This window comes from Pseudoalteromonas sp. CO342X (assembly GCF_004208915.1).
Classification (GTDB): domain Bacteria; phylum Pseudomonadota; class Gammaproteobacteria; order Enterobacterales; family Alteromonadaceae; genus Pseudoalteromonas; species Pseudoalteromonas maricaloris.
Genome location: NZ_SGPH01000013.1, coordinates 225092 through 249538, shown reverse-complemented (window position 1 = coordinate 249538; position 24447 = coordinate 225092). Strand labels below are relative to the sequence as shown.

Below are 24447 nucleotides of genomic sequence, written 5' to 3'. Positions count from 1 at the left end.
ACAATTTATACTTAGCTGGCTATTGGAAGTAAATTCAAAGCAGTTAGCGCTAAAACTGGCTGCTAGAAAGGCATTAATAATCCGATTAGCTACAAACATCCACCGCCAGCGCTAATTTCTCAATACCATGTGCGGGCAGCCAGCGTTTGTACTCAACAAAGCCATGCTTATTATACAATTTTATCGCAGGTGCATTTGCGGTCGCAGTTTCAACAATCACTTTTGCAGCATCAAACTCCGTTAAAGCAAAATTCAGTAATTTACCCGCAATCCCTTTGCGAAAATAACTGGGATCGACAGTCAGGCTATCTATTTCTAGCGTTTTCTCAAAAATGACAATTTCAATGACTGCGGCAAGATTTTGATTTTCAAAATATCCATAAAAGTGACTCGTCGCACCGCATATATCTTCTATCGTTCGAGATAAAGGCGGAAAATAACTCACCCCAATTAACTCAGCTTCTATTTTATATGACCGTTGAAATACATTGAAAATCTCTCTCGCCACCGACGCATCGCGATTATTTAATTTTTGGATCATATATTCCGCTTCCCAAATATTCCCATAATTGTACCAATCGGTACTCAAAAAAGTACCAATCTATTGGTCAAAACACAACGCAACCAGTTGAAAAATTTCCAAGTTTCATGGAAATGCGATATAAATGGAGCAGGATCATTGCTTTTATTAACACCAAGGAGGTGCCCTTTGTCATTAGCCAAACACACTCTCGATTTATCACTCACGGATAAAGTGTGGTTCAAATATGTGACTCTAAAAAACAAAAATGAATTGAACGATAACTCTCAAGTATCACTCAAATCTATCGCTGCGCTGGGCATGCTTTCCGGTGGCACTGAATTTTTATTTGCATTATTAGTCTTCGCCTTGGCTGTCACAGCATCCTTTATTGATGGCGAGTACCCACGCTATATCGCTTTTCCTGCTTGTTTAATCGCATTTTTAATTATCTTTTTTACTAAAAGAGCCATGCTGTACAAAAAATTTGGTTTTGGCTCTCAATGGGTGATGGACGTGTCGAAAAACCAATTAACCATTTCGCCCAAAGCGATAAAAACAAAGGTAACTGGTACGCAAAAAATTGCTAGAGAAGACATTACTGAAATCACCTTTCATTACTTGCTATTGAAAGACCGCAAAGGCGGAAGAATAAAAACCACGGCCAATTTATGCTTTGCCGAAATCTTATTAAAAGATGGTACAAAAGTAGAACTCAATGGCACCCGGGTCGGCTTTTTTGACTTACTCTACTTGCTTATATTTTTTGACTATCCCTTAGTTTATCGAAATACGTCTGCTGGCGGCAGCTCTGATATTGCTATCATTTTACTGAGACTGCTCTCTCTTTCTGCCATTGCCGCCGGTCTTGCTAAGCTTGTGCTGAATTAAAAAGGTTCACGCTTATTCTCGTGTAAATTGTGTAATAAGCGCTTCTCCTTTGTCGCCATTGATTTTCTCAATGGCCTCAAGCATTTCAATGATCCGTTGACGATCAAACGGATTAGTGATGGTATTGCGCACATCGTCGATGATGGCCTCTAAGTAATTAAATAAGCTTTCCGTCGCGTGTTGATCCGCACTTGCGCGAAACAGTATATTTTTAAACGCTTCCAACACATTGACCATGACATAGCCATCGGTCTTTGCATAGTTTCTTATCGGAGTAAAATTATCATGCAGTAATTCATCAAAAGACGCTTCGTGAATATATAAAAGCGGCTCATTTTTAGCGTGTTTAAAGGAGTAGTTCACATCGCAAATATCCAAACGCTGGATAAGTAAAATACTCAGCATATCAATCGCCTTTACCGCTGTACCGGGGTCATTAATGCCTGGGCTCATGGCCTTCACTGCAATCTCCGAGATTTGTGTTAAGCCATAGCGATAATGGTCGCTGATGTACTCTTCGACATAAAAAATAAAACAGCTAAGTAACGCATCATGTAGCGCCTCATCTTCGCTAAGATCCTTGTTGCACTTAAGAAACGGGTAGCCTTTAACGGTAAAAAACCCTTGTTTAACTGCAATATATATTTTTAAGTCATGTTGCTCACACAACGCACACAGTTTGTCACTGTGTACTCCCTTAAAATACCCCTCTTCTGTGCTGGGTAGGTTATGCCAACTTGAGAAGTCAGGAAAGTTATTAAAAGGCTGCTCTTGCTGTTTGGTGATAATATTCTTCATCTCATTTTTGGTGTTGTTAAACAGATCATTTAGCACATTATCGACCTGTATGGCGCGGGAGATTGAATGGATAAAAAACACAAAAAAGCCTAAAGAGATCAATCCAAACACCAGTGAAAATAAAACCCCTAACGCCGGGATCCCTGTTTCACCATTGCCCACGCCACGAATGTTTATCAGCATAATGATGGCATAAATGATACTGCCGAGATAAAATCCCAATACCAGCTGGTGCGACTTTCTGGTGATAAGGCCCGGCAGTACTCTAGGTGATAACCCAGCGCTGGCATTATTCAGCACAATCATCACCATTGAAAAACTAAATACCGTCAATGAGATGATACTCCCCACAAGCGTGCTTAAAATGGTTCGTGCGTTCTCTTCACTGTCGACCAGTACAATCGCTATAAGCTCTTTAAAGCTACTGATAGGAGCTGCATATTCGAGTGCCGTGGTTATGAGCGCAAAAATAAAAAATGCAATAGCAAGTAAAGAGGGGTAAAAACCGATACTACTTATCAGTTCGCGATAATTTTCGGCCAACTTGCGAGGTGTGAACATGGCTATCCTTTACACTTTGAGGGTCTGGTTATATAGCCTAGCAAGGCTTGTGCAATAGAGTAAGTAAAACAGCAAGTATTTTGGGGAGTTAGCTTTGAAGGGTTAGCAGAACTAACCCTAAAACGTACTTGCGATTATGCAATAATCAAGAAACCAACAAAGGCAATTGCAGCCGCAATCAACGCATAAGGTAGTTGAGTGATGGCGTGACTGACTAAGTTACAATCTGAGCCTTGGGCTGCCAATACCGTAGAATCCGAGTAGAAACACGCCTGACTTCCAAATGATGATGCCGATAACAATGCGCCTATCACCAGAGGAATATTAGCATCTACAGCAACGGCCAATGGCATCACGATAGGAATAGTCACGGCGAAGATCCCCCAACTAGAGCCTGTTGCAAAAGCCAAAATAGCCATAGATAAAAACACCATCGCAGGCAGTAAACCAGCTGTCATATAAGGACTCAACGCATTTATCACATATTGTGGCAATAACAGTTGATCGCACACATCCTTAAAGATAAATGCGGCGATAACCGTTCCTATTGCAGGTAGCATGCATTTAAAACCATTGATCATTTGCTCAAGCATGTCTGCAAGCGGCATCAACCTTTGCACCATATAAAATGGGATAGTCACTGCCAAAGTCGCTAACAAGCCTTTCCATACATCAATGTCAAAATACACCGTAAACGCCACCAGCAAACCAATGGGCACCAAAAAGTTAACCAGTTTACCTTGAGTGTCGGCTTGTTCAAATTCCTGCTCAATGGCTTTTGCAGCATAGTGATCCGGTGTATGTACTTCTTCCAAATCAACCTGCTCAAGCGCAGGCTGCCCTTGTTTAGCTGCAAGCTCTGCTTTTTTCATTGGGCCGAATAGTGGCACAACACCAAATATCACCAGTGGCACCATAATTACAGCCACCCAAGCATACAGCATGTAAGGAATGGCCTGAATATACGTGCTGATCCCCTGTCCTTCTCCCGCGACACCGTTATCAACCAACAAACCGCCAAAGAACACCGCCCAAGTCGAAAGTGGTACTAAAACACAGATAGGCGCAGCGGTTGAATCCACAACATAGGCAAGCATTTCCCTAGAAATCTTAAACTTATCGGTAACGCGGCGCATCGTCTCACCAACCGTCAGCGCATTGAGATAATCATCAATAAAAATGATCACACCTAAAAAATAGGTCATAAGCAAAGACGACTTTGGCCCTTTTGCCATTTTCAGGGCATTACGTCCAAATGCTAAGGCACCGCCCGTGTGCACCAACAGCGCTATCAAAGCACCAAACGTACCACATACAAGAATAAGCCAGCCGATGGTTTCATCGCCCATCACTTTTAGCGAAGCATCAGCAAAATTTGCCAATACGGTGGCAGGGTCTAACAATGCGAGTCCTACAAGCGCCCCTAAAACAAGGGACAAGATAGGACGACGTAAGATAATTGCAAGCGTCAATACGACGACTGGGGGAATGATACTAATTGCACTTGGCTCAGCCATGCGAATTTCCCAAATCAAAGGAATTTGAGCAGCGGAAAAAAGGGACGCAACATCGGCTATAAACAGCGGTTGATGCAGTCTTATCCGTTTCCCAAATTCAGAACAAAAGGTTAAAATCACAGGCACTTAATGGCGTGTGAGGATCTGCCTAATATTGGGTTGACGAGTTGACTGTATGGCCCTCATTGAAACATCGCGGAGAAAATATACAGAATTTGACTTTGCGTCAATTTATTTTTTGTCTAATGCTAGTTTTGCCATGTGCTTATTTACTTGCTCTATCTCTTCAGCGGTCAATTCGGCGTAGCGTCTAGGGTAAGACCACCCGTACCCCCAACGAAATGGCGTCGGTAAATAAGGCAACCCACCAAGTCGCACACCCGCTAACATCAGGGTTGCCACTTCTTTTTGGCCTACCGCAGCAACACATTTTTGCAAGGCAATGTCGGCATTTTCGCGCTCTATAGCGGTACCACCTTTCCAGTAGGCAAGGTCGTGCGCCGTACAACAGCTCAACCACAGTTCATTTTGCGCCAAAGTACCATCAGGAAATGCACTACAGCCATCACTTGTAAATGGCTTTAACTCATCGGCACTGCCATGACTAGCTGCAAACAGCAGCGAGAATATAATTACTATTTTTTTTATCATCGTAAATTACCGTATGGCTACTTTCATAACTTCCAAGCTTAGCTGGCGCACCTTACACTTTCATTTCCATCAGCTGCGCATCTTCACCATAACTTTTGCATACCTTAATTGGCTTTGGGACAAAGCCTAGTTTCAACCAAAACCCCACGCTATTTTGTACAGCCACGAGCCGAATGCGACAGTACCCCATTTGGGTCGCCAACTCAACTAAACGTCTAATCATCAAGGCACCTATTCCCTGCCCAGATACGGCTTGTGAAACAACTAGGTCATGTAGAAACAACGACGAACTAGCCGGTTGTTCAGGAAGTAATGTAAACAGACTCGGCGGCTTTTCATCGTGCCAAGGGTGCGCCAGTAAATAGGCATCCACGGCTCGATGTTGTTTAAAAACAAAACAACTCTTTGGCGAGCGCATCCATTTACTTTTTAGGATATCCACAGTTTCCGGCGCAACATCATGATACGCCTGATTTTGTAACGTTAAGATCTCAGGCCACGACGCATCTTCGATAGCGTAATAAGTCATAATTTACTCACATACAGCACAGAGACTAATTGCATCCTATACACCACCATTTTGGCCTTCTTGAAATATAAGAATGGGATTTAGGTTCTAGGGTTTTACGACTATTGGCATCAAAAACGCCGAGCACTAATGCAATGACAGGCGCGTCATCTATTGCACCTAATGTGCTACCACACTCAGGGCAAAAAGCGCGCGATGAATAATCCGAAGAACGCCACACCTTAGGCGCACCGCCAGGTCCATCCCAGCTTACCTCTTCACTTGCGAACTCTACCCATGCAACGGTTAGTGCACCGCTATGTCTTTGGCACATTTTACATGAGCAGGTATGAGGGTTATGAGGGACGCCAATCGCGGTAAAACGGATCTGCCCACATAAACATCCTCCAACAAAATTGACAGCCATCCTTGTGCTTCCTTAGTATTTCGCCATTATCCTAAATTAAGTACGATAGTAAATTACCGTGCCTATTAAAGTTCCAAGTGAAACACAAAACTGAACACTAAGCCACTGAATTTGTGAAGAATTAGGTAATTTTCCTTAGCTATGCACTTTTACCATCGAAGCTATCGTGGGGCTCGCCGGTAAGTTCATACTTCAATACGCCAAGCTCCTGATAATAATGCAAGATATCGATAAAAGATTCGTATTCTCTTTGCGGTGAAACCGTCAACGCAAAGCGCCCATCATCCAATTGCTCGCTCTCCACACCAGATAGAATAAGCTCTTGAAGCAGCTCTATGTTTTTGGCATTTTCTAACTCGTTTGTAAAGCGGATCCGCAAAGAGTGGTACTCACTTCGAGCCACTATATCGATAACTTCTAAAGTACCTTTGGTATCTGGTGCAACCAAAACGTGGTCGTCATAGTTAACACCAAAAGCAAAAAGCGGGGCACCTTTTATCTGATAAATGTTATCGCCTACTGCCATAGCAACAATAAATTCTTCAGCACATCCTTGGGGATGGTTTTTAAAAGTAAACCGTACTTTGTCAGTAACTACATCATTCATATGGATACAAACCGCCTTTACATGGACTGATCTCGTTTTATCTAACCGACCGTAAGTCCAACAAATAAAAGTTACCCACAATTACAATTTATTACTTGTATATGGGCTTAGATTGCCAACATGATGCAGTAACGAAACTGAAGAGAAAATTAAGCAATGATCTTAAAGAAGAGTGATGGCTGTTCGAATTCATAGCGAAGCGAGAGCAATAACCCCCTAGCGTTTGCCCCAAAGCACATCAATTTCTTTACCGTCTTTAACAAACTCTAGCTTCACCGTCACTTTGGTGCCATTTTGTGCCTGAGGAAAAGTGCGCGTACATTGCAATACATAATGGGCGAAAAAGCGGTTATAGAATCCATGTTCGCCCATGTCATCAAAAAGATTAAATGCTTGTTCAAGCACAGAATAATCCCCTTCTTGGTGATAAGAGAGGTTAAGTTGTGCAAAACCATCGCATAGGTTTTTAATATCCTGCAAAATCCGCGGATGTAACTCGACTATTCCTGCAAGGGTTTGGAATTTGCTCGCACCTAGCCTGCGCCAATCCCGCTCTTTTCCTGCAAGTTTTCGACACCCTTTTGCTTTGAGATATTGATATGTCGCCAGAGCCACTTCGTTATGAGAGTTAATTTGCGAATTTAACAATGCCTCAAAAATCGCATCATATAATTTCACTCGATTTTCTATAGTTGCCCGCTCAGGTAGTATTTTATGATTAATGGGTAATGCAGCGGCAAGCGAGATGGCCAGTCTTCGACTATCAAACTGACCTAATAAAGGTAATAGCTGAATAAACGCGTCATGGTCTAGGTTTAAGGTTTTAACGATTCGCACATTATCGGCATCTTTGAGTATCTCGCTCAACCGATGTTTTGTATCCTCATATTCAAACTCTGGGATCATGCCCCATACCGATAAATCATCGACCAAGTGGTCCAGCTCGTTACTGGTCACACTCGCCTCTTGCTGTTCATGTACGAGCGTCAGACCCAGCGTAAACTCGCGTAGCTTAGGCGGCGTTGATGTTGAAAAGGCCACCATCTGAGCATCAAAGCTGAGATAGTAATGACATTTATCGCCATTAATATCATCTTGATAACCACGCATTCCAAGCGTAGCAAGTTGCACTCTATTTAGCTTGTCTCTTGTTTCAATGGTTTTAAATGAATAGCTGTTACGGCTCATGGCCGACCAAGCACCAAAGCCTAAATTGAATCCATAGGCTTGCTTGATTTCAGTACTGGTTTGAAAGAAGAAGCGCTCTATCTCGATTTCATCTTGGTAACTAGACTGAGTGATAGTACCAACCCGCCCAAATAGCGCATCAAGATGCACCTGCTCTAGGCCTTTGGTAGTTAATTTCGCTTCAAGCAGCGATTGATGACTGGATAAACGCGTGTATTCAAACTTAACACTTAACTCGGCTTTTAGCTTTGCAGCTGTTTCAATATTTGCTAACACCGCTTTTTTAATGGTCAGCAGCTCGCTTTGAAGTCGTTCTAAACTGTCCGTTAGTGGATCAAGCTGTAAGCGATCTTTTAATCTTAAGATCAGGTCGTTTTGCGCTTCATCGGGTGATTCTGTTGCGACGAGTGAGAGGATTTCTTCAACCTTATCCAGAGGTGCGTTGAATATCCCTGTCAAAATACTCGAATAAGCTTGCTTAAATCCGGTTTGGTCGGCAAATTTGGCGTTCACTCCCCCAGTGATTGTTAAAGCGGTATTCGACAATGTTGATTTTTTAATTGCGAGGAAAGTATGGTGTGGTTTATCTAAGCGTTTAGAAAAGACAACACGAAAGCCACCATGGATCTCGATATTAAGGTTCACATTCAAAGCCGAATCCAGGTTAATATCAAGTAATTCTCCTTGATCCAACCAACGGCTAAACATATCGAGATTTTGCGCGATTATATCTGACCACCTAAAATTGGCGCTCACCGTTAACGCCCCTGCCGTTTCCATCATCAATGCATTGTTAGGTGCAAGTGACTTAACATCCTCAACATCGAAAATAACCGGCATAGTTGCAAGGTCGCGGCCTAAGGCAAGACCCACAGCTTCATGTGATTGATGGCAAAGGTAGGCTGCTAGTTTACATTGCGCCTGCCCATCTGTATTGATACCAAGCAGCTCCGCTTTGGAGGCACCGGTGAGATCAAAGTCAATGTGTGTGCTGTATTTTATCCAGCACACCTCATCACTATAGGTAAGTGTTGTGGTAGGTTCGAGATCTGCATTAACCTCTTTTTGCTCACCAATAATACCGTCTTCATCGATAACAGTGCTTGCGTTGATAAGCTCTATCTTACTTTCACCGGTAACACTTGCGGTTATCCCCTCCAATGCGAAGCTACGGCTTTCTACTATTTCCCCGCGCCAAGGTAACAAATCACCATGATAGTCTTTAAGTGGTGTGAGGGTAGTCTCGACAAGCGTTTGTAAGCCCGCCATATTCAGTTCAATCGTCATCGAATTTCCTTTTCATCTGAAGTGGAATTATCTAACCTAAGCTCCGATTAACTATAGCTGTAATTTAACCCTGAGAGGATAATTTCAGACCAATAATTCCAATCACTATCAACAGCAAACTGAGTAGCTTAAGTGATGACAACGGCTCTTTAAAATAGACAAAGCCAACAATAATCGACCCTAGCATACCAATTCCAACCCAGACAGAATAAGCAACGCTAAGCGGTAAAGTTCGTAGTGCAACACTGAGAAAGTAGAAACTTGCGGCCATCGCCACTAAAGTAATAATTGAGGGAACAGGCTTCGTAAAGCCGTTGGTAAATTTCAAACCAATAGCCCAAACGACTTCCAATAAACCTGCAAAAACAAGTAGCAACCAGCTCATGACAACTCCAAAATGGGGTCGTCCCCGCCAGTAAAAGAAAGCTCTGGAGGTCGTCCACCAGAGCGAGAGCAAATTAGCACGCCGGTGAAGCTAATTCAAGCTTCACGGCAGACAAATTAAGACTCAATTAAAATTGTAAAAGAGCCAATATTGCCTAAAAAATCGCAGTTAGCTGTGACAGACAGCACCTTCCAACCATCTTGCTCTATCTGCTCCATCTCTTGGTTGAGTAACTCAACGTCTGGTCCTGGCCAAAAAAAATGCTTTTTCTTATTAAATATTACAACTCTTCTCACGCGTCTCTCCATGCGCAATTATCAAACCGGCTAAGTATACAGCACAACAAAAAAGGTACAAAGGCAAATAATGGTTACGATTATATGATGATTTATTACTGTTTTAGTGTGGGTAAGACCGCTACAAGTTTTATTATTCATCATGTCCAGCGCAAAAGACGTAACACCAAAGGCTGCAAATCAAATCAATACATTACTCACGTTTACCCTTAGGTGATATTACTTCGCATGTTGACGTATAAAGCTATCAAGCGCCGCAACCGACTTAATCACATAGAGTGTTTTGGTTTGCGTGCTTTGCTCTAACTGCGATAAAAATTCTTCATTCCAAAATTGCGGGCAGCGCCTTAACGTTTTAATACTGGCAATCGTCCCTTTAAACACTGAGCTACCATCTGGCCAGCCTTCAGGCTTAGTGATCATGCTTTTTAAAAGACGTTTTATCACAAACCAATAACTCACTCGATATGGTAAGTCGATGTAGACTAAGGTATCTGCTGCATCTAAGCGCTGTTTAAACGCATCTAACGGACCAAAGCCGTCAATGATCCACGCATCAGTATTTAATATGTTTTGATGTGCTTTATCAAAAGCGGCTCTGTCAACAAACTCGCCATTTGCTTGGTAGAGCATCGAGTCTAATTGATATAACGGGATGCGTATTGCCGCGGCCAGTCCTTTACTCACCGTAGACTTGCCGCTTCCCGGTTTACCAAAAACTGCTATTTTGTTCATGTAACCTCCTTGCTGTGGCCCCACAAGGCAGATACAAAAAAACCCACCTTACTTTGGTGGGTTCATTAAAAAGCACACAAAACCACCACTCCTAAGGAATGGTAATAATTCGTGTACTTGTGAGAAATAGTTTTATATCCATACCGATACTTTCACGCAATGATTAATTCTTGTCAAGCACACACAAGGCCAGATGAGTGAATTGAGAAACAGCATCACTTTGTTGGCAAGCGAGTCACTGACTTTAGCATCGCTACTGTCTACTGAACAGTAAGTTGCCGCCAGATAGCGCCAAAAATGAAGCACATGCACGATTAAAACGTTTAACCAGTTTAGGTTTACTAAACCACTGCCTTAGATACAGCCCAATAACAGCGTACATAGCAATAGCCACCACCTCCAGAACGAGAAAAGTAGCTCCCAATAGTGAAAATTGCTCTGTCACATTTTTTGCAACGTCGACAAACTGAGGGAGAAAAGCGGTAAATATCAAAATTGCTTTTGGATTACCCGCAGCAAGGGCGAACTCATGTTTCATCAGTCCGATAATGCTCAGATTGCGGACATCATCTGAAACTGGACTAACGTCTGAGCGCCATAAATTATAAGCAATCCATAATAAATAGAGCGCGCCACAAATCTTAATGGCTAGAAACAATATTTCCGACGTATATAGCACAACTGCAAGGCCTGACGCGGCAAGCGCTATCATCACACAAAATGCGGCGAGCCTTCCAAACCCTGCAAGTAGAGCTATACAAAAACCATAACGACGAGCATTATTTAGCGCTAAAAGATTATTTGGACCTGGTGCTATATTCAAGGCAAAGCACGCTGGGATAAATAAAAGTAGTGTCCAGATGTCCATAGTCTTTCCTTTTAAAAAATATTGGCTCAGCGATTAAATTCTGACTTTAATAGCCCAAAGCACGTTAGGTCGTGAAATTGTTCTTTCCAATATCCACTTTGTCGTCTAACCCCCTCAGCTTTAAAACCTAGCTTTTCTAGCACAGCCTCTGACGCATGATTTCCCGGCACTGTATCTCCTTGAATTCGATTCAGTGCGCCACATGTTAGTAAACCACCAAACGCGGCGGAGATAATTTGGTGCAATGCTTCCGTGGTATAACCCTTTCCCCAAAATTTCGGCATCAAATCATAACCGATAACTGCATTTTTCATCGCTGAGTTCCATGAGTTAAAACCACACGTACCTATAAGCTGCTCAGTGTCTTTTAATCGGATAGCCCAACGGATCCCAACACCGCTATCAAATCGAGAATGAAAGAAATCTATGAGCTTTTCAGCTTGTAATCGCTCACTAAACGCCTCTAAATCGTAGTATTTCACTACCTCTCGGTTTGAAAATAGTTCAAAAATAGCATTACTGTCGCATTCGGATAGCGCCGTAAGCTTCAAGCGTGGTGTTTCAAATTCTGGAAATTGCATATTGATCTCCTTAACATTCAAAGCGCAACACAGAGATAACTTCAAACCGCGATAAATAGCATAGTGAAAGTTATTTATACTGCGCGAAATAGCACTTTGACTGCATCTAAAAAGTGGCTGGATTGCGGCTGTTTAGTATTAAAACTTCTACCACCATCGTCTTCGACCACAATACTGTAATTACCTGACTCAAGTTCAGCGGTATACCACTGCATAAACTCAGAGAACGACATAGCAATCACAAACTTTTCGTCTTCATCACGACCAAAGTTTATCACTTGTCCAACTGTGCCATTTTCGGCCGGATCAAAATCTAAACCAAGGTAGTTGCCTGCCCAATCATGGGCAAACGGTACCCACTTTTTATTGGCATAAACTTCTTTGATAAACCCAGGAACGTGAGAGGTTGAAAACATGCTCAGCTCTTTCATTCCCTCTTCACCTTGTGAATCGATGATTTCAGCCCACGAACACCATTCTTCATAAACTCTGTTCAAAGGTAAAAAATTGAGTCCGTAAAATAAACCAGTATTGATCTCATCTTTCTGGCCGTTATGTTCGAGATACATCGCTTTCAATCGCTCATGCAGTTCAACACCGAGCTTATTCTCTAGACTTGCTATTTCACTCGCTGTCGCCGGCTGATTAAGATCACACAAAAGCTCAGGTAATGTCGCCTGTACCCATTCCATCAAGTTCATTTTTATTACTTCCTTATCACTCAAATCTAAGAGTTAGTTCCATTGATATCTAATATACGCGTGTTTGCTCATCCGCCTTCAACCAAACCGAGCATGCCAATCATTGAATCGGTTCAGCAACTCTGTGCTATTTAGCTTACGATTTGCTGTGCTTTCAAGTTCCAACATATGCTCGCTTGGATCTGTACTTAGCACTGACAGAAAAACATTTTTGGCAAAAACGCCTTCTTGCCTCAACTCTAAAAGCGCCAATACAAAAGCGTTGATAATGGGGTTAATAATTTCTTCAAGATAATTTTCATAGAGCTTTGCATCTTCCAGTTCAAGGCGAGCTGCGAGTAAAGTAGCAATACCTTTAAAATGCACATCCCTATCGCTTAAATCCCACTCAACGGGAGAGAACTCAAACTCAGTATTATCATCTAGTGAAAGCCATTGCTGTGTCATGGCAACGTGATAGAGCGTCATTACACTGTCATCAGTACATAAGGCATAACCGAGCAGCTCATCTGGCTGGTGTATACCTTGGAGGTTTGTAAAAGTAGTTTTTACGGCATCTTTGACGAGACTTTTCAACTTATCAAAGTCAATCAAATCTGACATGGCACAACCTCCATACACTACACTCTGGATAACACACCAAACAGATCCGCAGGCTTATTTATCTGCTAATGACATCGACCCAACTATTTTGCCATTTTCGATTAAAAAGAGCCTATTTGCGATAGGTGCGTTGCCGTAACTATCATCGTTCCAAGCTTCGCTATGTAAATAAATAAACTTATCCAATAAATCGTGCGATGCGTCTCTGGATACCACCATTAATCCGGTACGTCTCGCTATTGAGACAAGTAGCTGTTCGGCATCTAGCATTTCGTGCGCTTTCAGCATTTGCGTTTGAGATAAAATCGCTTCACTACTAAAAGACTCTCCGCTGGCAGTTAATACTTGGTTGTTTAGCACTGCGGACGGGACAAAGGTTACATCTAAAGCATCAATATTTTGAAAAGTCTGTGGAACTACCACATTTAAATCGATCTCTTGACCATCTTGGTGTGTTAAAAAAACGAAGTTATCTGGCGTATCATAACCAAAACCAATCACGACTTCTGGGTCATCTTCTGGGCCAATTAATACTGAATAAACCGCACCATATTGAATACCAGGCCAATCTCCAGCCTTAATAATGGGGTATATTGTTCTATCCTTTAAGTCCATTGCTATTTCCTTAGCTAAGTTGTTTGGTAAAGTAGTTTCTATTGGCATGTCTGCAACAACATTTCCCGAAAACGCAGCTACCAATAACAGTATTAAAAAGACCTTCATAAAAATTTAAGCCTCAGTCAAGTAAGACGTACTGCGCAATTGTCGGTTCGAATGTGTTCGTGCTTATGCTGACGGTTGTAAGGGAGATAAATAGACGCACTAGATTTTTGAATTTATTTTACGATAACCATATCACGCAATCTAAATACCATACTATTCTCAGCAATCCCTGCCAGTATCCATGCTTTTTTATTAAATCACCTTTGTTCCTTTTTTCAAGGTAATTTTATTAGACCATTAATAAAAAGTTCAGTGACGTGGAAAAAGGTATGCTTGCATGCCGTTTAGTCTAGGTTTTTAGTGGTCGTATAACCAAGAATAATTGAGTGCTACCGTGTTGGTCTCAGCGTTTCAATAACCTTCGCATCCATCCAGTATGGATTACCTTCCCAGTAACTGGAGCCGTCTTTTCTGACTTTTTTGTCACCTCGCCAAAAGAATAAATACTTTCCGTCTGGTGATACTTTAGGACGTTGCTCGTACGCAGCCGTATTAATCGCATCTCCCATGTTTATTGCGTTTGTCCATGTGCCATCTTGGTTACGAAAACTAATGTAGATATCAGGCGTGTTTTCACCTTCCTTTTCAGCATCCCACATAATATAAGACTCATCTGGTGCTATGTAGGGATGGGCAATGTACTTTCCTTGGTTAATTGCTTTACTCATTTTGTGCGGCTTTTCATATTTGCCATCAACAAGCCGTGAATAACTCAAATACCCACTGCCGTCTTTCAAATCTAAGACATAAAAGTAGTGTGTCCCTTTTGCTGAGGTAGTATAACCTCTGATTGGAATATCTTTAAAAGGCTCGATGTTTTGTATGTGTGAAACCGGTGGGCTAAATTGCTCCTGATATGCTTTTTTATCTGCTTCAGGTATTGATTTTTCAATCCATTGATTGTTTTTATATTGCATCACAATCCATGTTGGTTTTTGATATTCTCCACCAGAGCGAGTAAAAGAAAGCTCTGACATATCTGGCAAAAACAACACTTCAGTCTCACGGTGCTCATCCGTAGAAACGACACCTGGAGCAAATTATTAAACTACAAAACATAGCAATTAGAATGCTCATCTGCTTCATAAACTATCCTTTTATTAGAGCCTTTAGTTTCAAGTAATTATAATTGCACTAGGAAACAGACAAATCCAAGCACCTTTACAAAACCTGACAATTACACCGCAAAGCCGCGCCATTGTGGTATCAAAAGGCCTGCAATAAACCAAGGAACTTGTAGTACGAGAATACACAGTGCATACAAACGCAACTGCTCAGCAGTCCATAGCGCAGCAAACCATCCTATGATAAAGAACGACTTCCACCCTTCTATTTTTTCAGCCCCACCAAAATTTAAAATCCAAAGCCAAAATGCCGCAAGTGTGACATGAGAAAGTATCCATGCAAGTAAACTCATATCTTATCCAACTACTAACCCTAAGGCCAAAATCAGTAACTTAGCGCACAACCCACTGCGAAAGCTACCAATAGTAATTTTGGTTATTTGTTTTCTTTCTCACTCGGGATGAAAAACTCAACTTTACCACAAGCTTTACAGGCAAACATATCAAGTGCTTGTCTACTAACAAGTAATTCACCCAAGTTACCTAAAACCCCCCATCGTGAGCCTTCATGAAACTCTTTGGAGCCCAATTTCACCATAGACGAGTCACAACGAAGGCATTGTAATGACGGACTTTTTAATTCTGGTAAGCTCTCTTTTCCTTTCTCACAACCACAGTTCCAACAAACTTCAAAACTTGTTTCTTCAATCTCAGTACTACAATTTTTGCATTTCCAACTCATGATACCTCCTAGTATATGCTTAAATCTGCAAAGGCGACGCTCAAGATATTCAATAGGGTCTGCCATACTTTGAAACTACATTCGCTTGTCATTTTGACTGTCCAACTTGCTCATACTTTTCAACAATCGCATTGGCAATATCATTTAATTTCCCTTGCGTGTTGTTCGCTGAAACATTCGTGGCAATAAATATTCCTAACTTCTGCTTTGGATAAAGCGCAAGCCAAGTGGAAGTCCCCATAGAGCCTCCGCTGTGATAGAACATAGGATTAGCTGAGTGATACTCGTATGTATTCCAAAAAAATGCGTGGCCATGTTCACTGCTGGTTTCTGTTAATAAGGTGCGCGACAACAGTACTTCTTCTGCTTGGGTGCTGAGTAAATACTGCATATAATCGGCAATCGAAGCTGCATTGGATGTTAGTCCGCCTTCAGCAAACGAGTGTAGACTGAGTAACGGTGCAATTTTGCCGTTTCTATCTACCCCTCTCGTTATTTTACTTATCTCACTGGGCTCTAAACGAAACCTTGTATGTTCTTCACCCGATTGTTCCGTGATCAATTGCGCAACAAGTGTAGATAATGGTCGGTTATACACGTTTTCCAAAATATACCCAGTCAGGTTTGCGCCAACATTGGAGTATTGAAATGTCTGACCAGGCATTGAGGTAAGTTGGTACTGAGCTAAATCTTCAAAAAACTTCGCTTTTGAATAGTTAGAGAACAGCTCAAAAGCCTTGCCAGACTTTATATCTGCGCTTGTATATGCAAAATCTTGCGGTAAACCACTTCTGTGAGTCGCGAGATGACGCAAAGTGATAGGTTTGCCTAGATGTTGAAGGTTTTGATAATCACCACCCTGCAAGTACACCCTAATATCTTCATCTAATTGCACTTTTTTATCTACTACCGCCTTGGCAAGCAACAACCCGGTATAAGTTTTAGTGATGGATGCAATTTCATACACGGTGTCATGGTGTGGCTTTGTACCATCAGGAAACTCGCCAAATTGCTTTTGATAGTTAAGCTTATCATTCACAATAGCGATGGAAGCAATTTGTGCATTTTCCTCAATCAGAAAATCTGTTAGTTTTTTCTCAACAAACGCGTCAAAGTCTAGTTTGCTATCGTTGTTGCAGGCGGTTAACACCATCAAAAAGAGCATCAAACAAAGTAGGGTTAATGATTTCACTGAACGTAGCAGCATATTTACTCTGGCGCCTCGGTTAATTGATTGATGTATGCCAATAGAAGGCTTTTATTTACTTCATTATCAACCAGTCGCACGGCTACTTTGGCGTTTTTCAGCGCTTGTAAGTTATCTTCATTCGCCTCAAATGCCTTTGCTAATGACTCATAGGCTTGCCAAGACTTAGGTTGATATTCGGTGTAACGTTCTGCGACTTCTATCGCTTCTATGACTCGGCCTTGTCTAATCAAATACGTACTAATGAAGCCGAGCCTATTAACACTATTCCAACGCGTTGATCTTGGCAATATAGTAAAACCATAGCGCTCACTTAATTGGTCGTAGTTGTTATTAATATTTTGTAGAACATTACCAGATTTAGTCACGATATCGCGATACTTCTTTTCCTTTTTTAGGTCGTCTCCAACAACAGCAAAAGTAAATAACTTAAGCTGCGGTCAGCGCACAGGTCTACTGGCGCTCACTTGTTTTCTTTAACTTTTGTAGCGTCTCTTGGTCAAGACCTGGCACAACTGTCGCTTGCGAGCTGTTTTGAAGTATTTTTTTGATAGATGTGCCATCCACATTTATAGAAAAGACATCATAAAAGCCATATACATTCTCTGAAGCGAAATACACCTTTGTGCCATCTGGAGACCAAGATGGATCCCATTCTTGAATGTCATTACGAGTCAGCCGCTTGTTATTGGCTCCATCAATATCCATGACATATACCTCCTGATTGCCATCTCTATTAGATAGATAGGCTATTTTTTTTCCATCTGGGGAAATTTGAGGAGACATGTTATCAGTGTCGTCTTGAGTGAGTTGAATAACCTCACTACCATCCAAATTGGCAATGCTAATTTGGCTTGGGCTGGCTTTAGATTGATATAGTAATCGCCCATCTGGCATAAATTCTGGAGCACGACCTTCAAGATTTTTAATTTGGCGCTGTTCACTACCATCTGCATTCATTAACCAAATTTCTTCTTGCCAAACACCTTCCTTATTTTCATATTCTCTGCCAAACGCTATCGTCATTCCATCCAAAGACCAAGCAGGTGCACTATCCCACACATATTTTTTACTGGTTAATCTTTTCATATTGCGGCCAGTAATATCAACGGTATGAATTGACCATGTTTTGAAGTTATCGTATTTACCGTAAAAGGTTACTTTTTCTCCTGATGGTGAGACAGCAGGATAGCCGTCACTTGACGTAGCTTTCACGATCTTTACTGGCGATTTACCATCTTGGTCACTTAAGTAAATCGCTTTGCTATTACCGTCTTTAAAACCATATATAATACCATACGACTCTGTTGATGGTTCGCTATATGATTGAACTTCATGGATAAAAAACAACATAATGGTGGAAAAACAAGCCAGTTTTGAGATACCAATTTTTTTAACAAGCATTACTCAATCTCCCTTTTGTAGTTGTGTATCTAATTGGAAGACTACAGAAGTCTATCTACCAAAAACATGATGTTTTATTGATTTTTCGCTGAATTACACCGTTTCGTGCTATTTTGCTGTCACAAAACGTAGATATTGCTATAAACCCTTACATTTATTGCGTAAAATCAATCAATAACCTCTGAACGCAGCCTTCCCTAACTCATTGATATTTAGACTCAATGAACAGAAAATGAATAAATTTACCAAAAACCACGTTATTTTCTTGATATTTTTTCACTTTTGCCTGTATTTTAGCTTTGATAATCTCCATTTTTTAGCTAATTTAACCCTATTTAGCAACAACATTGAAACAAGGTAATTCATGAAAAGAACACTTGCTGCCACTCTTATCGCTAGCGTGACTACTATTCCAACAGTAAACGCTATCGAGATATTCAAAGATGAAAAGAATAGTGTCACGATTGGCGGCTTTATCGATGCTCGAGTTATTAACACTCAAGGCGAGACTGAGTTGGTAAACGGCGCATCGCGTATTAACTTTGACTTTAAACGCCAATTGAAAAACAACTGGCAGGCTTTCGCACTACTTGAATGGGGTGTAAACCCTGTTGGTAGTAGTGATATTGTTTACAGCAACCGCTTCGAATCAATACAAGACGAGTTTTTATATAACCGATTAGGTTATGTTGGTATTAAGCACGATGAATACGGCCAAGTTACCCTAGGAAAACAATGGGGCGCTTGGTACGACGTGGTATACAGCACCAACTACAGCCTAGTTTGGGATGGTAATGCCGCAGGTGTTTACACCTATAACAAAGACGACGGCGCGATCAATGGTACTGGTCGTGGTGATAAAGTGCTGCAATACCGTAATCAATTTGGCAAACTGAGCTTTGCGGTACAAGCTCAGCTAAAATCAGATGATTTTTATACTTGTGACGTCGTTGATATTTCCAGCAGCTCATGTGAAACCCTATTTAATCAAGGGGATAGTGCAGCACAAATGGTAGAGTTTAATTCAACCTACGGCGCTTCACTCACCTATGCAGCAACCGAAAACTTAACCCTCACAGCCGGTGTTAACCGCGGCGAGTTTGATATTGTGTATGCTGCTGGTCGAAATCAATCGGTTAAAGATTTAATTTATGGTGTCGGTATTACCTACGGCGATTTCTATAAGCCAGGTTGGTATGCAGCTGCAAACATCAATAAAAACGAAAACCACGATACCGATAACCTAGGCCGCTTAATCAAGGACGCCATTGGATTAGAGTCGCTTGTTAGCTACCGTTTTGATAATGACGTGCGTACATTTATCGCTTACAACGTATTTGATGCGGGCGATGACTATGTGATCCAACCAAATTTTAATGCTGATCCTAATGATGTTTTTAAGCGTCAGTTTGCCGTGATAGGCGCACACTACTTTATGTCTGAAGACACCATTTTGTACATTGAAGCGCGTAAGGACTTTAGTGACTTCTCAAGCGCCGATGCCGCGCAAGAAGCACAAATGTCACAAACCGAAGACGACGGTATCGCCATCGGTTTCCATTACACGCTGTAAGACTAAGCACTGTAATAACAACTTCAAGTGCATCAAAGCTCATGACTTTCATGAGCTTTGATGCACTCATTGATTTCAACATTCTGCCCGTGGCTGTATCTGGCCAAAATATACGATATTGAAAACTTACAAATTTACAATGAGTTTAAAAATGCCAACACGGCTGATTTATCATTTGCCGACAAGCTTTCGTAAGCTACTCTTGCTGCTTGCGCTTCACCATCATGCCATAAAATAGCTTCTTCAATCGTCCGCGCACGGCCATCGTGCAGATAGCTTGGCTCAGCGGTACAAAACTCATTGCCTTGCCCACCTAACACATTATCAACACCACCTGTCACACAAGCAGACAATCCAATCCCCCATAATGGCGCTGTTCGCCACTCAGCACCGCTCGCGATGCCTTCACCTAAGTTATCCGCAAGACCAGGGCCCATATCATGCAGTAATAAATCGGTATACGGATGGATCGTTTGCGCACGTAACTCCGCAAATGGATGATACTCACTGGTTTCAAATGTTGCTGTATGGCAACCTTCACAGCCAATTGAGGTAAAGCGTGCCTTTCCTAATTGCACCTCAGGGTCGTCAAGCCCACGCTGCGCTCTTACACCCAATAAAGCGATATATTTGCTTAACGCAGTGAGATGTTGATCAGACACTTCTACACCGCCACCTCCGCAGCTTGATTGTGATGCCCCACAGTCGGGATTTGGAAATACCGAGTTGGTTACCCCCATATCCGTATTAAATGCACTAGCGACTTGGTGTTTAATTGATGCCGCCGCAGCTTTGTAGCCAAAGCGTCCTAACCGTGTTTGACCAGTAATAGGATCGTTCACGCGCTGCGCTTTGCCCGAAATACCGTCGCCGTTACTGTCGTTTTCATCCGCCAGGGCTAACACCGCACTCTCTGGTATCGCTTCAAGTAAGCCCAAGCCCACCAGCTGAGGCGCGATACGGGCTGAATAGCGTGCTGGAGTGGTTTTATTAAATTGGTAATTGGGTGAACGCAAACCATTATTTTCAGTCCACGAAACAATCGTTACATCTCCCTCGCCTTGCGTCTCGGTATCTATGCCTGTGTTTTTAGGCTGTAACACATTCCCTAATAAGGGATGGGTGTTGCCATTGATATCGGCCACTTTAAACACCCATTTTGCCAATGAGCCGCCAATAACTGGTGGAGCCGCACGACCATTGCGAACATGGCAAGCTGCGCAACTGTCGTTGATATAGTGTGGGCCTGACTTTCCAACCACCGCACTAAACACGCCATTTTCTCCGTTGCGTTCATCGTGCTCACCATTAACAAAACTACTGTGGTGAATACGCCGCCCCTGAACAAATGCCTGTCCATTTTGGCTCGATAAATTGGTCGCCATTTGCATAAAGTGATTATCAGGCTCATTAGTGTAATTGTATGGCAATGTGGTTTTGCCTCCTAACCACCCAGCTTCTGCAATCGGGTAAGAATCTTCGCGTTGTGATGATGGATCAGCAAAGTCGCCAACGGTTTTCCATGGGACAAGCCCTTCACCTACCATGTATAAATACGTTGTACCATAATAATTTTCTCGTCCTTCTGGTGGCGCATCAAGAAACTGGCTAACTTCAAACTCCATGCGCTGACCAACTCCAAGAGGCAAAAAGCCTGCCGCAGGGTCCCAATTTAGCGGTCTGTAGTCATCAATGATCACTCTGTAACGATATTGATCACCTGAATCACTTATCTTATTAAAGTTCGTATCATAACTGCCGTTATCAAGCTCAACGACTGCACCGCCACCAAAGTAATTACCGTGGTACTCAGCAACTGTGCCTAACCCACGATACCAAGCACGAAATTCGCGTGCACCAAGTTTCCATTCTGTAATAAAGGTCACTTCAATACGTGAGCCGCCTTTAGCTACAAAGTCAGCGATTTCAAATTGCGCAGTTCGATGCGTCCAATAATGCGATAAATAGTGATCATAGATTTGAAACTGATCTTCTTTTGCATGGCGGTCTCGGCCGCGATCAGCAAAACGCGTAATTAGCGCATCTCCACGGTCATAACTCACAGCTTGCTCTAAAGGTGTTGTTGCATCATAAAGTGGCACAATAGTGCCAAAGCTGATCTCACAACCTTGGCTGTCAACTTGGCGCCCCGTTGGGGTATTGGGACATTGATCTAGATTATCTGGCACACCATCGTTATCGCTATCATTGTTAGATGAACCAGCGATATTGAACTCAAGCCAGTTTAGATTTAACTCGCCGCCCGCCATTTCAACACGAACGGTATGCACGCCCTCATTTAACGTAATCGACGCAATATTTTGACTAATAAAGGTTTGCCAGCCACCCGTAGCAGGCACAACGGTACTGGCAACTAGATTACCATTAACAACAACATTATATGCTCCATTACCAACTTGGGAGGCAACGCGTGCAGTCAAGTTATAGCTTCCAGCGCCTAAATTAGCCTGATATTCGAGCCACTCTCCCGCCGACGTCCAACCTACGTTGTAACCACCGCCGTTGTCACTGGTCAGGTCAATATCAACATCATCATTGCGATATTCGCCACCTGTATTGCCTGCATCGTTATCAAAATAGTTGCTATAGTCTTCCGCTTCGATACGAAGTTGTTCAGTGATTAAAATGCTACATCCATCGGAGTTTACCACATCCCCTACAGGCGTATCTGGACACTGATCGATACCATCATTCACGCCATCATCATCGCTATCGTTACCAGCTGAAGATTCTGAAAGTATGTAGGCCTGCTCAGCGGTATCTACGACCGTTCCGTCCTCCTGTAAGTAAGTGAACCAAAAACTAACCACATCCCCCACTGCTAACCCAGATATTGTCAGCTCATTGCGACCATTAATCACTTGCATGCGGACATTTTGCTGCACACCGCCGTTGACTCGATAATGAACATCCGCCCAGCCGGTAGTGTTAACATAGAAAGTTAAGGTATCCAGAGAGACCTGTTCCAATCCATCGGGTAAATTATTCAGTGGACAGCCATTCGCATCAACTTCTTCATTTGGTTGAGTATTTGGGCACTGATCGAGGCTATCCTCAACACCATCTTGATCGCTATCGACAGGGGCACTACCGCCACCAGTCCAGGTAATATCGTCAATTGCCATTTGAAAAGAATAGTTAGGTTCTTGCCCAGCGACAGAGACAATATTGAAGTGATTTTTAATTGATTGTAATGCCACTAAGCTACCCGCTAACTCCGTGATCGGAATACGTACTTCCCCCCATTGACCATCACGAACAAGGCCATACTGATTGGTGTTCGCGGGGAATGTGATCCAATTCTCATTAGTATAAGTGTCAGCGATGCCAATTCTGAAACTCACATCCGCAGGAATTTTAATCTTAAAATTTAAATAACCATCCCTAAAGTTGCTCATGTCTCGCGCTTGACGGCTTTGAATACCGGCTCCAAACCACTGCGCTGGCGAATACTGCCATGCAATCACCTCGTTGCCTTCATAGGCAGGGGTATTACCCTGAGTGAGTGAGTTTTGGTTCCACACATAAATATCCGCGTTGCTTCCCGGCACTAACTGATTATCGCTTGGCCCCTCACTAAAAACGCCAAAGGTGCCAACTTCGGGCGCAATGACATTGCCGCTGAACACTTCACCTTGACCATCTAGCTCATAAATACGCACATAATCCACCACCATTTTCCCAGGAAGTGGCGCGCTCACCTGTTCGTTGCTAAGCGCGTCCGTAAATAACCCGCCGACAGCCAAATTCATCAATAGATAAAATGGCGCGTTGAATTCATTTGACTCTTCACTGATGGCAAACGGGCTATCGAACATATCATATTCGACCCCATTATCCTCAACTGTGAAACGGATCGTTTCTTCGGTCCAATAAGTACGATAGATAACAAAGCGATTGGTTAAGGGGGTAGAGGACAAATGTGCATTATCGGTTTTGTATGCCACACTTGCTGCACAGGTTGGATTACCTTCATTGCAGGCGGCATCTGCATAAAAAATTAAGTTTGAACCTGTATAGTTATTGCTTGGCGCACCGGGAAAGCCTGCATCATTGCGAGCGGCTTGAGATTGGCCCATTTCCATGATGTCGATTTCGCCTTTTGCCGGCCAGCTAGCAGTACTCGTCCCTAGCATCCAAAGTGCAGGCCAAAGCCCCGTGTCGACATCAGATACCTTCATTCTGATCTCTATCATGCCATATTGCACAGCAAGCTTATTCTTACTCTGGATCTTACCTGAGGTAAATGCCTTGCCGCCTATCGCTTGATTTTTTGCTTCAAGAACAAGGCCTTTGTTTCCCGCCTCGCCTACAATGTCGCTAATATAGACGTTATTTTCACTGTACCACTGTAATTCTTGATTACCCCAACCACATATACCTTGGTCACAACCATCCCCGATATCTATATTCCATGTGTTGGTATCTAAATTATTAAAATTATCTTCCCAAAGTAAATTCCCCACAGCCGCGTTACTTTGCGAAGACGCACAAACAATTAGACTGATAACGCTAATGTTTGCGAGCTTTGCGATTAACTTGCTACTCGTTTTCACTTTATGTCTCCAAATGTAATGTATAAAACTGCT

General features: G+C 42.4%; 25 protein-coding genes. 2 read left to right on the top strand and 23 right to left on the bottom strand.

The features are described 5' to 3' along the window. Positions 1-85 precede the first annotated feature (85 nt). A complete protein-coding gene (locus EXT47_RS05805) occupies positions 86-541 on the bottom strand; it encodes an N-acetyltransferase (protein WP_130126082.1) in 456 nt (151 codons plus the stop codon). Between the two features lie 168 nt (positions 542-709). Between EXT47_RS05805 and EXT47_RS05800 the strand changes: the two genes are divergently transcribed. Further along, on the top strand, positions 710-1411 hold the full coding sequence (locus EXT47_RS05800; protein WP_130126081.1) for a hypothetical protein: 702 nt from the start codon (positions 710-712) through the stop codon (positions 1409-1411). 12 nt (positions 1412-1423) lie between these two features. Here the strand turns inward: EXT47_RS05800 and EXT47_RS05795 are convergent, their stop codons facing one another. The 21 genes from EXT47_RS05795 to EXT47_RS05700 form a co-directional block, all read right to left on the bottom strand. Continuing rightward, on the bottom strand, positions 1424-2770 hold the full coding sequence (locus tag EXT47_RS05795) for a DUF2254 domain-containing protein (RefSeq protein WP_130126080.1): 1347 nt from the start codon (positions 2768-2770) through the stop codon (positions 1424-1426). 134 nt (positions 2771-2904) lie between these two features. After that, entirely contained in the window at positions 2905-4287 is a 1383-nt protein-coding gene (locus EXT47_RS05790) for a Na+/H+ antiporter NhaC family protein (RefSeq protein WP_039497221.1), read from the bottom strand. Between the two features lie 231 nt (positions 4288-4518). Next, on the bottom strand, positions 4519-4938 hold the full coding sequence (locus EXT47_RS05785; RefSeq protein ID WP_039497219.1) for a hypothetical protein: 420 nt from the start codon (positions 4936-4938) through the stop codon (positions 4519-4521). Positions 4939-4990: 52 nt separating this feature from the next. Then, entirely contained in the window at positions 4991-5467 is a 477-nt protein-coding gene (locus EXT47_RS05780) for a GNAT family N-acetyltransferase (protein ID WP_130126079.1), read from the bottom strand. Between the two features lie 25 nt (positions 5468-5492). Further along, the gene (locus tag EXT47_RS05775) at positions 5493-5873 is read right to left on the bottom strand and encodes a GFA family protein (RefSeq protein ID WP_039497216.1); all 381 of its coding nucleotides are present in this window, start codon (positions 5871-5873) and stop codon (positions 5493-5495) included. A 139-nt stretch (positions 5874-6012) separates the two neighbouring features. Further along, positions 6013-6480 carry a DUF4265 domain-containing protein gene (locus EXT47_RS05770; RefSeq protein ID WP_039497213.1) on the bottom strand — a complete coding sequence of 156 codons (468 nt, stop codon included), beginning with the start codon at positions 6478-6480 and terminating at the stop codon, positions 6013-6015. Between the two features lie 216 nt (positions 6481-6696). Next, positions 6697-8955, bottom strand: coding sequence for a hypothetical protein (locus EXT47_RS05765; RefSeq protein WP_130126078.1), 2259 nt, complete (start codon positions 8953-8955; stop codon positions 6697-6699). A 64-nt stretch (positions 8956-9019) separates the two neighbouring features. Then, entirely contained in the window at positions 9020-9340 is a 321-nt protein-coding gene (locus EXT47_RS05760; protein WP_017216036.1) for a multidrug efflux SMR transporter, read from the bottom strand. 116 nt (positions 9341-9456) lie between these two features. Continuing rightward, a complete protein-coding gene (locus EXT47_RS05755; protein ID WP_130126077.1) occupies positions 9457-9636 on the bottom strand; it encodes a hypothetical protein in 180 nt (59 codons plus the stop codon). Positions 9637-9855: 219 nt separating this feature from the next. After that, the gene (locus EXT47_RS05750; RefSeq protein ID WP_039497204.1) at positions 9856-10371 is read right to left on the bottom strand and encodes an adenylate kinase; all 516 of its coding nucleotides are present in this window, start codon (positions 10369-10371) and stop codon (positions 9856-9858) included. A 253-nt stretch (positions 10372-10624) separates the two neighbouring features. Further along, positions 10625-11239, bottom strand: a complete 615-nt coding sequence (locus EXT47_RS05745) for a LysE family translocator (RefSeq protein ID WP_039497202.1) — start codon at positions 11237-11239, stop codon at positions 10625-10627. Positions 11240-11265: 26 nt separating this feature from the next. Continuing rightward, on the bottom strand, positions 11266-11820 hold the full coding sequence (locus tag EXT47_RS05740; protein WP_039497200.1) for a GNAT family N-acetyltransferase: 555 nt from the start codon (positions 11818-11820) through the stop codon (positions 11266-11268). Between the two features lie 74 nt (positions 11821-11894). Continuing rightward, positions 11895-12521: an SMI1/KNR4 family protein gene (locus EXT47_RS05735; protein ID WP_039497199.1), complete on the bottom strand. Its 627-nt coding sequence runs from the start codon at positions 12519-12521 to the stop codon at positions 11895-11897. Between the two features lie 78 nt (positions 12522-12599). Further along, positions 12600-13124 (bottom strand): DUF4303 domain-containing protein, encoded by a 525-nt coding sequence (locus EXT47_RS05730; protein WP_039497197.1) that lies wholly within the window; start codon positions 13122-13124, stop codon positions 12600-12602. A gap of 54 nt (positions 13125-13178) precedes the next feature. Further along, positions 13179-13847 carry a hypothetical protein gene (locus EXT47_RS05725; RefSeq protein WP_223193566.1) on the bottom strand — a complete coding sequence of 223 codons (669 nt, stop codon included), beginning with the start codon at positions 13845-13847 and terminating at the stop codon, positions 13179-13181. 329 nt (positions 13848-14176) lie between these two features. Beyond that, positions 14177-14833, bottom strand: a complete 657-nt coding sequence (locus EXT47_RS05720; RefSeq protein ID WP_223193565.1) for a hypothetical protein — start codon at positions 14831-14833, stop codon at positions 14177-14179. A 191-nt stretch (positions 14834-15024) separates the two neighbouring features. Further along, positions 15025-15264 (bottom strand): hypothetical protein, encoded by a 240-nt coding sequence (locus EXT47_RS05715; RefSeq protein ID WP_010377465.1) that lies wholly within the window; start codon positions 15262-15264, stop codon positions 15025-15027. Between the two features lie 83 nt (positions 15265-15347). Beyond that, positions 15348-15653: a hypothetical protein gene (locus EXT47_RS05710; RefSeq protein WP_039497194.1), complete on the bottom strand. Its 306-nt coding sequence runs from the start codon at positions 15651-15653 to the stop codon at positions 15348-15350. An 88-nt stretch (positions 15654-15741) separates the two neighbouring features. Continuing rightward, a complete protein-coding gene (locus EXT47_RS05705) occupies positions 15742-16860 on the bottom strand; it encodes a beta-lactamase family protein (protein ID WP_226898906.1) in 1119 nt (372 codons plus the stop codon). Between the two features lie 2 nt (positions 16861-16862). Then, positions 16863-17228: a hypothetical protein gene (locus EXT47_RS24045; RefSeq protein WP_226898904.1), complete on the bottom strand. Its 366-nt coding sequence runs from the start codon at positions 17226-17228 to the stop codon at positions 16863-16865. An 85-nt stretch (positions 17229-17313) separates the two neighbouring features. Beyond that, positions 17314-18264 carry a DUF5050 domain-containing protein gene (locus tag EXT47_RS05700; RefSeq protein ID WP_130126076.1) on the bottom strand — a complete coding sequence of 317 codons (951 nt, stop codon included), beginning with the start codon at positions 18262-18264 and terminating at the stop codon, positions 17314-17316. A gap of 364 nt (positions 18265-18628) precedes the next feature. Here EXT47_RS05700 and EXT47_RS05695 point away from each other — a divergent pair, with 364 nt between their 5' ends. Beyond that, entirely contained in the window at positions 18629-19837 is a 1209-nt protein-coding gene (locus EXT47_RS05695; RefSeq protein WP_130126075.1) for a porin, read from the top strand. 134 nt (positions 19838-19971) lie between these two features. On the opposite strand, the gene EXT47_RS05690 is transcribed toward EXT47_RS05695, so the two are convergent. Continuing rightward, entirely contained in the window at positions 19972-24414 is a 4443-nt protein-coding gene (locus tag EXT47_RS05690; protein ID WP_130126074.1) for a di-heme oxidoredictase family protein, read from the bottom strand. Between the last annotated feature and the right edge of the window lie 33 nt (positions 24415-24447).